We start from the raw sequence: 9,810 nt of genomic DNA on the forward strand, positions 1-9,810 counted from the left end.
TGTCAGTCTGTAGAGCGACCATAAGACCAGAACAGAGTAAATCTGTTAAGGCCGGTGCGAAACCCCGCAAGGGAAAGAAGCAGAAACCTAAATCGTGAGGTTTGGGAATCACCGTCCGTTTACGGCGGTGAGGATGTCAAAACTTCCCCCTCGATTTAGCTTCCGGTGATGCTATCCCCATGGCCTTGACTGGACTGGCGATCGGTGGTTAAAAATAAACAGATGCTGGATCCCCATCCAACATCCGCATTCTAACTCTGCACACATTTTGCTAAGTCCTCATGATAAGTTAAAAAACGCTTCCTTTTTGGGGGCGTTTTTATTTATTCGATTGAAAAAACCGATGAGAATCATTACTAAAGCTGATAATAGCCGTCAGCCTTCAGCTAGATAACGGCTGAACTCACTCGCCGCCAGTAAACTTGGAAGTTGTTAAAATATAGCAGCAGGTCGGGTGCAGTGATTTGTTAGACGGTCGCTACTCGATTATTTAACCAACGCTTCAAAGATTTTTGACTTTCTCCTGATGGTTGACCAAGAATTAAGTTTTTAATACCTAGCTGAATGTCAATCTGTGAATATTCTCCCGTAAGTCAAAGGCTGTTTAAGATCAAGAACAAGACAATTGGCGATCGCGACATGGGTCGGCGATCGCAGTTAGTCTCCGCTTTTGCCTACCACCATAACTAGAAAACTGGCTAATTGATGTAAAAATAAATCCTGAAAGCTGAAAGCTGATTGCTAAAATAACTGTATGAAAAGATTAGCTTGGTTTGATCGCTTAGTGTTAGGGACTATTTTGGCTTTAATTGCGGCGATATCGTCGATTTTGATCCAGGGAAATCAAGTTCCTACCCGAGGGGAGAATTTTAGCTGGCAAGGGCGAAAAATCGGCGTTAGGGACAATTATTTTACTTTAAGTTTTAATCGACCGATTGACCGTTCCGACATAGAAACCGGACTGGTGATCGATCCTCCCTTGCCGGGTAAAATTAGCTGGTCTGGCGATCGCTTGACCTATACCTTGACGGAATTGCCCATCTACGGCAAAAAATATCAAGTAAAGTTACCCATTGCCCAAGGTGAGGACTTTATCGGGGAATTTTACACCCACGATCGAGCTTTTGCCTATATTGGAGTCAACCAAGAGGAAAGAGGCCGTTTAATCGTCTGTAATATCATTCAGGGGGCAAATAACGTCACAGAACTGAAAAAAACCATCCTTACCCCTGCGGATTTGGTGGTCACGGATTTTCAAATCTATCCGACGGGGGAGAGAATTTTATTCTCGGCCTTCGATCGCTCTGACTTAGGACGAGATACCCAGAAACAGCAACTTTACACAATTACCACGGGGTTAAATCATGCCGAAAATGGTCAAAATTTGCCCAGTGGTCGTATAGAAAGGTTTTTAGACGCAAAAACATATCAAAATCTTCGCTTTAATCTCTCAGATAACGGCAAAACCCTAATCGTGCAGAGAATTAATCATGGGAATCCGGGGGATGCCAGTTTATGGGTAATCAGCGATGATGGACAATCGCGACCGTTAGGAATGCAAGCGGATAATTTTTTACTATCTCCCGACGGTAAAAAAGCGGTTGTCAGTCAAACGGGAGGGGTAGCGGTGATTCCTTTGGATGTCCAAGCGGGAAAACCGCAATTTTTGCCTACCTACGAGAAAATCCTCGCTTTTTCCCGGGATGGTCGCCAAAAATTAATGGTGAAATCAGAACCGGATAATCAGCGATCGCTATTTTTGCTCAACGATCAGGGAGAGTCAAGACTACTATTAAGAACAGCTAATCCGATTATTAGCTGTGAATTTGAACCGCGACAAGAAAAAACCCTTTACTGTCTGAAAAGCGATCTGGTCATGGGCAGCGATGGCAAAGTGAAAGAAGAACCATTTTTAGGGATTATTGAGCTAAAAACGGGTAAAATGATGCCCCTGCTGGCCTTACCTAATTATCGTGACGTGCAGATGAGTATGTCTCCTGATGGCGTGGCCTTATTATTTGATCAGTTAGCAACCACACCCTTTGGAGTCAGAAATGATTTAGTCACCGGGGAGGGGTCAAGCATTGCCGATGGTCGTCTCTGGTTATTACCACTCCCCGATCAATTCAGTCCCAATAGCATCCCGAAAATTTTACCTCAAGAACTCAACGCCGGTTTTAAACCCCGTTGGCTGCCCTAATAGAGCAGAATTGAGGAGTTAGGAGTCAGTCCCGATGAAAAAATTTTCACCCCCACAGATGAAAGAGGTTTCCTTCCCTACACCCCACACCCCACACCCTACACCCTCTTTCAAGTCAGGAGTCAGGGGAGAAATCGTTACCTAATCAGGTGACTCGGAGAATACTGACTCCCGAAAACGAAAACTGTGTACCTCACCATTAAGATAACTGCTATATGCTACTTCAGCGATTTGGTTTTTTATTGCGTCCTAGTGGCGATATCGAGATCGAGCGGGGGATTCGGACTTTATTGGCGCTCGCGGTACCGATTATTATCGGTGATATTTTAGATCAGTCAGAATTGGGTTTAATGGTCGGTTTAGCGGCTCAAACCTTGATTTTAGCCGATGTAGGGGGACTTTACTGCCTGAGAGCGAAAACCCTAGTCGCTACGACCATTGGGATGGCTCTAGCTTTGATTATCGGCACATTAGCCAGTGCTTGGCTAGGATTGACCGTAGTGATAGTTTTTTGCGGGTTGTTTCTAGCGGGTTATTTGACGGTTTACGGGGAAAATGGGGCTTTAGCTGGGTTAGTAATCAGTTTATTGCTGCTTTTTGCTGTTTCTTTGCCATCGGGAGATATTGTCGTCGCTTTACAACGGGCCGGAATCGCTGTGTTGGGAGGGGGATGGACAATTTTTTTAGCCCTGTTTATCTGGCCTTTTCGCCCTAATCAGCCTTTACGTCAGGTAACGGCGGAAAATTTTCAGGGTATCGCCACTTATCTCCGCTCTTTGCCCTTACACTCTCGTTCTAATGCTAATGAGGAGCCATATTTTAACAAAATCCGGCAACTGTTGCTACGTTCGAGGAAAACTGTCACCTTGACGCGTCGGGGACGTTGGGGAAAGAGTGAGCTGCGGGAATTGTTAATCGTCTTGATTGAAGATAGCGATCGCATTAACACCAGCTTAATTGCACTGCGAGAATTGCTTCATCTTTATCCCTTGCCACAACTGACCACGGTGGGTATTTTATTAGAAGATATTCTCGTGCAAGTGGCGGAAATTAGCGAAGATATTGCCGGGTTAATTTTGGGTAAAAATAAACAACCGGATTGTGAGCGCTTGCATCTATTACTCAAGGCGATCGAGCAACAAAAAAACCTGCAAGCTAAAGTTTTAGAAAATGCCCAGGATGATTATAGCAGTTATGTGGCAATTTCGCAATTAAATAATCGTTTAAAAAAATTATCTAAACAGCTAAAAATAGCCAGTGAAACAGCGCAACATTTGCGGCAAAGCGAGGACTTTTCAGATAAAAAAAATACTTGGCAGCGGAACTTTGAAGGGATAGAAAAAGAGTACGGTCAAGAAAAAGCTTGGTGGCAACCATTAAAATCTAATTTTAATCTAGAATCGCCCCTATTTCGTCACGGTTTACGCTTGGGTTTGGGAAGTGCGCTAGGAGTATTGATTTACAATAAGCTAGGAATTACCCATAGTTTTTGGATTGGTTTAACCTTAGTTATTGTGTTAAAACCAGATTTTAGCTTGACTTTTCAACGCTTTTTTTATCGGGTGTTTGGTACGATTTTAGGCTCGTTTTTTGTTTTGGCATTGTTGCCAATTATAGATAATCCGATCTGGTTAGAAATTATTGGGGTGATTTCTATAGCGATCGCTTTAGCTTTGGTGCGATTTCACTATAGTTTAGCCGTATTTTTTATCACAATTTTTGCTTTAATCATCAGTCGTCTCGATGTCAGCAATGACGGGATTAATTTAGAGTATATCAGAATAGTTTACACTTTAATCGGTAGTGCTTTAGCTTTTGCACTTTCCTTCGGTTTTTTACGGTTTAATGAAGATGAACTTTTTTCCCTCGCTGCCATTAAAGCATTAGAAGCTAATCAAATATATTTTCAGTCAGTTATGGCAGTTTATTTAGGAGAATCATCCTATCAAACTGCAAGTTTATCTTCCTATCGCGATAAAGCTCGACGAGCAAATACAACTATGCAAACGGCCCTACAAAGATTAATTGATGATCCTAGCACACCCTTTGCACAAATGGAACCAGCAATCACTTTAAGTAATTATATTCCCCGTTTTGGTCGCGGGGTGACAGTTTTATTGACGGAATTGGAACAATATCGCGGTAGTCCTCCCCATCCTAATCTGAGTCTGTTCACGCAACAAATAACCCAAGCTTTGACGCAATTAACCCAAGCTTTGCAAACAAATAATCCTCCTCTTCCCTTACCTCCCCTCGAAGATGCTTTAGAAGAAATCCTCGATCATTTGCAAGAATTGCGAGAGGAAAGGTTGGTAGAAATTGCTCATCAACAAGAGGGAACTAATCTCCAGAAATATTTAGGGGATTATAATATTGTCACCACGGAACTTGTGGAATTATCCAGTCGTGTTGGGGTAATGAACACAGCAATCGATCGTTTTATTAGAAGTTAAAATTTAGAATCGATTAACTTCGATAATTTCCGTATATTCAAAATTATTAGGACTGCGTTTCACCAGAGAATAATCAACACCATGAAGATTAATTAAATCCTCTTGACAATCCGCTTTCGGAGAATTATAAACTAACACATATTCTTTACCAATATAGGGAGAAATCTCGGTTTCTACTTCTCCTCTCCATTGAGTTTTTGTCACCAAAACAATTAACTGATTGGCTAATTTAGGAATAGCGATCGCAACTTGCCGACGATAGATATGATCGAGACTACCAAAAGGGGAATCCATCACCAGAGGAAAAGTGCTGCTATCAATTCCCATCAAAGTATTTTTCTGACGACCTTCTCGCACTCGATCGATAATTCCCCCGATAAAAGATAAACTGAGAATCTGATTTTCTCCGGTGGAAGCTGCCACGGGAATGGCGAATCCTGTGGTATTTTCTAATAATCTTACCTCGTAATCGGGACTAATACGGGGAATATAGGGAGTAAAAGAAATTGAGTTAAAGATTTCCTGTACCCGTTTTTCTAAGGACAAACGAAACTGATTTTCTAATCTCCGTCTTACCTCACTAATGCGATTAATTGCCTCTTGAGTCGCTAAAATACGTCGTTGTCCTAAATTAGATTTAGCCTCTTTTTGTTGCTGTTTTTGTACTTGTTTTTGCAGGGATTCTAACTCTTTTTCATAGATATCTAGTTGATTTTTATTGCTGCCCTGTTCCAAGCGTAAATCTTTTAGGGAATCCTCGATCGCATCTAAGCGAGATTGCAGATTTTTAATATCTTCATCGGGATAATGGCGAAATTTATCCCGAACTTCATCTAATTCTGATTCTACCAAAGATAATTCTAAGCGCCACTGGTGAATATTAGCTTGATAATTATCCACTTCTTGCCAAAAATCTAAGACCCTTTTATCTATTTCTTTGACTGTGGAAGATAAGCGAATGGCCGCTTCTTCCACATCGGCCATTCCTGCTTTATTCATCCAGTCTTGTACCTGTAAATAAGCTTGACTATTCTCCTGTAATTCCTGGCCACAAATACATTTTTTCCGCTCTAATAATTGTTGGACAAATTGCTGTTTGATACCACTGGGTAATTCCCCTTGTTCTCGTAGGCGATCGATTAATTGCTGAAAATTTTGATTAATTTCTTTTAAAAAGACTTGATAAGCTTGCTGGGAAATTAATTTCTTTAACTTATCCTTAGTTCTGACTAAATCTTGCCGCAGATTTCTTTCCTGTTGTTCTAATTTTTCTTTTAACTGTTTTAATTCCTCGGCACCACTTAACTCTAATAAGCGATTAGTCAAGGCTTTTTTTAATTCTTCCTGCTGGGATAACTGGGTAATAATATCCTGCTGACGCTGGGTTAACTTTTCTAAATCTTGCTCAATTTTAATTTCCTGTTTTAATAACTTTTTTAAATCCGATTCACCTAAATCTTTAAGTTCATCTTGTAAAGATTTTCTAGCTTTTTTTAAATGCTCGATCGCTCGATCTAATACTTTAACTCCCAATAATTCCTTTGTATCTTCTGCGATTTTACCTTGGCTACTACTGCGAAATTGATGATCGATATATTCCCCATCAAAAAAGAAATAACGGTGTAAACTTTCGGGTAAAATTTGATTAATAATATCCTCCGGGGGTTGATGGGGTGCGTACCAATTGCCATCATCACCAGCGTAGAGCATATATAAACTATTTTGACCGTATTGAATTTTACTATTTACATCTTGGTAGGCGAAAAATTTTCGTTTTACCTGATAGCGTTTATTTTCATGTTCAAAGTTCACTTCTGCTGAACATTCTATGGAGGTTCCCGTGCTGACTTCTGTAATTGCCCGTTTATTAACTAATAACTCTGGTTCGGAAAAAGCTGCCGTAAATTTTTCATAAAGCACCCAAGTACAAGCATTTAAAATGGTTGTTTTTCCTGCCCCATTATTGCCATAAATTACCGTTGTATTGCGAGAACTTGCTGCTAAATGTATCTCAGGAGTCTTACCATAAAATTGTCGAAAATTACATAACTTTATTGATAGTAGTTTCATATTTAGAGACAGGGGATGATGGGGAAGTTTTTTCAGTGAACAGTAAACAGTGAACCGATAACTGATAACTGATTATTGAATTACTTCTTTAATAATCGTTAAAACATCATCATTGATATTGCGAGGATTGCGCTGGTATAACTTATCTCTTTCCAATTTTAAAACTCGATCGATGATTTTTCGCACATCTTCGGGAGCGTTTAAAATCGGTTCTTGGATATTTTGGAGATTATGATCAGGATTAGTCATAGGACAGATTTTTTAATATTTACAGCCGCTGCATTCAACCAAAATCCCTGCCAGGGTACGTTAATCTATTACTAACGCACCCTCACCCTAGATTGTTTCTCTAAACGAAACTTAAATAGGGTAACTTTTGCGCGGTAGATTGAATCAGATCGAGATTTTGTAACAGCTGTCCGCAGGTATCCCAACCTCCTTCTATTAACATCTGTCGGGAACCTTCATTCATAGACACGGTAGCGACAAAATCCCCCCATTCCACCGTCATAGTTGTCAAGGAAAGATCGACGGGAATTTCGGGATTAGCTGTAATTAAATCCTGTAAATGGGTGATGGTTTTTGCCTCAGCAGTGACACAGGGAACCCCATTAGCGATACAATTGCCAAAAAATATTTCGGCGAAACTTTCCCCGATAATTGCTTGAATTCCCCAACGTAAAATTGCTTGCGGTGCGTGTTCCCGAGAAGATCCACAACCGAAATTACCATTGACTACCAGAATTTTCGCTCCTTGGTACTGGGGTAGATCGAAAGGATGACTCCCCTGTAAAGCGGCTCGATCATCGGCGAACACTTGTTCTCCTAAACCTTCAAAGGTGATACAACGCAAAAAACGAGCCGGAATAATGCGATCGGTGTCAATATCGTTGCCTCGCAAGGGTAAAGCTCGTCCAGAGATGGTTTTAACTTGACTCATGATCTTTTTCTAACTTTTACTAGCAGTGACAAAAAAAGTGGTTGCATCTTGCCATACTCCCCGATCGGTGGCATTTTTCTCGATTTCTCGGCGATAATTGTTCACTAGAGTCGCAATTTCGGCAGCCGATAGGCGATCAAGAGGGTTATCCTGAGGATGAAAATACTGCCCATACCAGAAGTTTTTGGCGGTTTCTAGGGGCAAATATCGACCTAGTTGCTCGACATTGACCGATATATTGGTAAATCCCGCATTTTCCAGCAATTGATGGCATTTTTCTGGGGTGGCGATGGGAGTATGCAGATTAGGCAACTCAAAACCATAGGTTTCGCGACAAACACCACTGATCAAGGGTAGGAAGTGGGATTCTAAATTATTACAGGAAAAAGCGACCGAACCGCCTTTTTTTAACCATTGATACCATTTTGCCAGCACTTGCGGGATATCGGGGAAAAGTGCGATTGCCAGAGAACAGGTGATCAGATCGAAACTAGACTCGGCAAAGTCAATGGCAGCTATATCGGCGTTAATTAGGTCAATATTCTCGATATTTAATTCTTCTAGCTTTTTTTCGGCTCTGGCAATCATTGCTGGTGTGAAATCGATCCCGATGACACTTTTTACTTTTGGAGCAATTGCGACCGCAATAAATCCCGTTCCCGTTGCCACGTCTAGCACAGATTGGTTTTTTTGTAAATAGAGATAATTTACTAATTTAAGGGCGCGAGCTTCCGTAAAATCGTTATCGTAATCGTGACGACGGGCATAAAAATCAATCACTTGACGCTGATAATCGTTGCTCATCTTCTCTACTGCCCAATTATCGACAAAGATTGACCCAATTGACTTAAATTAAGAGCATGGCCGCCGGTAACTAGATAAACTGCGTCTGCTATTGTGCCAATTCTACGACAGAGATCGCCTAAACGATCGCGAAACAGACGACCGAGGGGATAAGGGGGAACCACACCCCAACCAGTTTCTTCCGCTACCAGAATAACATCAACCGCCGCATTTTTGAGGGAATACAAGAATCGATCGCTGATTTCTAACCATTCGGCTGCCGACATTTCTAAACAATTGGCTACCCAAGTACCGAGGGAATCGATCAATAAACAGTGAGAAAATGGGCTATTATCAATAGTTTCGCTTAATTGTCGGGGAATTTCTTGGGTTTGCCATTGGGGGGAACGTCGCTGCCGGTGTCTTTCAATGCGATCGCACCATTCTTGATCTTTTTCATCCACCGAGGAGGTGGCGATATAAATAACGGGTTTTTGACTGATTTTGGCTAAATATTCGGCCCATTCACTTTTCCCAGAACGGGCAGCCCCTGTCACCAGGATAATTTTTTCATCCACGATCGAGATTTTGGCAAATAACTAAAGTATGTACAGGAGAAAACTGTCCTATTCTCGATCATCAAAACGGTGAATATCATCATCGCCTAAATATTCGCCATTTTGCACCTCGATCATCACCAGAGGAATAGAACCGGGGTTTTCCACCCGATGACGGGTATTCATGGGAACATAGGTAGATTCTTTTTGTTTGAGGAGAGTTTCTTTTTCATCACAGATTACCCGCGCTGTACCGGAGACGACAATCCAGTGTTCACTGCGATGGTAGTGCATTTGGGTACTCATGTGATGGCCGGGTTTAATGACAATGCGATTGATGCGATACCGGGGACCTTCCTCCAATACCGTCACCGTCCCCCAGGGGGGAGTCCGCGTCATTTCTAGGTCTTGGGGAAAAGGGGAGGGAGCATTAATTAAGTCATCCATGGCGGTGGTCTCCAAACTTGATTAACATTCTAGTGGACAATCATCAGTGATCAGTAATCAGTAATCAGTTATCAGTGAGCAGTAAACAGTAATCAGTGAACAGTAATCAGTGAACAGACAGGACTTTTACCGAAATTTTGGGTTAAAGCCCCGTCCTTTTAGGACGGCTTTTTAAACTATAGCTTGTTAACTTAACTTTTATTGTGCTATACTGATGTTTTCTAAGTACCCCCTGCGTAAAATGTTTGTCTTAGAGTTTAAAGTTAAAGCTAAAACTCAACAGTATCAAGCCATAGACGATGCTATTCGTACTGCTCAATTCATCCGTAACAAATGTGTAAGGTTATGGATGGATACAAA

The 9,810-nt window shown here is 41.4% G+C and carries 8 protein-coding genes and 1 pseudogene; 3 read left to right on the plus strand and 6 right to left on the minus strand.

What is annotated here, in order from left to right; all coding sequences use genetic code 11:
* Window positions 1-754: 754 nt before the first annotated feature.
* Together IM322_RS17170 and IM322_RS17175 are read left to right on the plus strand one after the other, a co-directional pair.
* Window positions 755-2,200 (plus strand): Ig-like domain-containing domain, encoded by a 1,446-nt coding sequence (locus tag IM322_RS17170; protein ID WP_287674058.1) that lies wholly within the window; start codon window positions 755-757, stop codon window positions 2,198-2,200.
* 215 nt (window positions 2,201-2,415) lie between these two features.
* A complete protein-coding gene (locus tag IM322_RS17175; RefSeq protein ID WP_287674061.1) occupies window positions 2,416-4,653 on the plus strand; it encodes an FUSC family protein in 2,238 nt (745 codons plus the stop codon).
* Between the two features lie 3 nt (window positions 4,654-4,656).
* On the opposite strand, the gene IM322_RS17180 is transcribed toward IM322_RS17175, so the two are convergent.
* The 6 genes from IM322_RS17180 to IM322_RS17205 all read right to left on the minus strand — a co-directional run bounded on the left by IM322_RS17180 (window position 4,657) and on the right by IM322_RS17205 (window position 9,450).
* Window positions 4,657-6,723 (minus strand): AAA family ATPase, encoded by a 2,067-nt coding sequence (locus tag IM322_RS17180; RefSeq protein ID WP_287674065.1) that lies wholly within the window; start codon window positions 6,721-6,723, stop codon window positions 4,657-4,659.
* Window positions 6,724-6,795: 72 nt separating this feature from the next.
* Complete coding sequence (locus IM322_RS17185; RefSeq protein WP_199273191.1) at window positions 6,796-6,972, minus strand: hypothetical protein; 177 nt, start codon at window positions 6,970-6,972, stop codon at window positions 6,796-6,798.
* A gap of 100 nt (window positions 6,973-7,072) precedes the next feature.
* The gene (gene leuD, locus IM322_RS17190) at window positions 7,073-7,663 is read right to left on the minus strand and encodes a 3-isopropylmalate dehydratase small subunit (RefSeq protein WP_002792549.1); all 591 of its coding nucleotides are present in this window, start codon (window positions 7,661-7,663) and stop codon (window positions 7,073-7,075) included.
* A gap of 9 nt (window positions 7,664-7,672) precedes the next feature.
* The gene (locus IM322_RS17195) at window positions 7,673-8,467 is read right to left on the minus strand and encodes a class I SAM-dependent methyltransferase (protein ID WP_287674071.1); all 795 of its coding nucleotides are present in this window, start codon (window positions 8,465-8,467) and stop codon (window positions 7,673-7,675) included.
* Between the two features lie 5 nt (window positions 8,468-8,472).
* Window positions 8,473-9,024 carry a bifunctional adenosylcobinamide kinase/adenosylcobinamide-phosphate guanylyltransferase gene (cobU, locus tag IM322_RS17200; protein WP_286826882.1) on the minus strand — a complete coding sequence of 184 codons (552 nt, stop codon included), beginning with the start codon at window positions 9,022-9,024 and terminating at the stop codon, window positions 8,473-8,475.
* 48 nt (window positions 9,025-9,072) lie between these two features.
* Window positions 9,073-9,450 (minus strand): phosphomannose isomerase type II C-terminal cupin domain, encoded by a 378-nt coding sequence (locus IM322_RS17205; protein WP_287674074.1) that lies wholly within the window; start codon window positions 9,448-9,450, stop codon window positions 9,073-9,075.
* A gap of 241 nt (window positions 9,451-9,691) precedes the next feature.
* Here IM322_RS17205 and IM322_RS17210 point away from each other — a divergent pair.
* Window positions 9,692-9,810 (plus strand): annotated as a pseudogene (locus IM322_RS17210) (RNA-guided endonuclease TnpB family protein); the annotation flags it as partial.

The organism is Microcystis sp. M109S1 (assembly GCF_020247025.1).
Lineage (GTDB): Bacteria > Cyanobacteriota > Cyanobacteriia > Cyanobacteriales > Microcystaceae > Microcystis.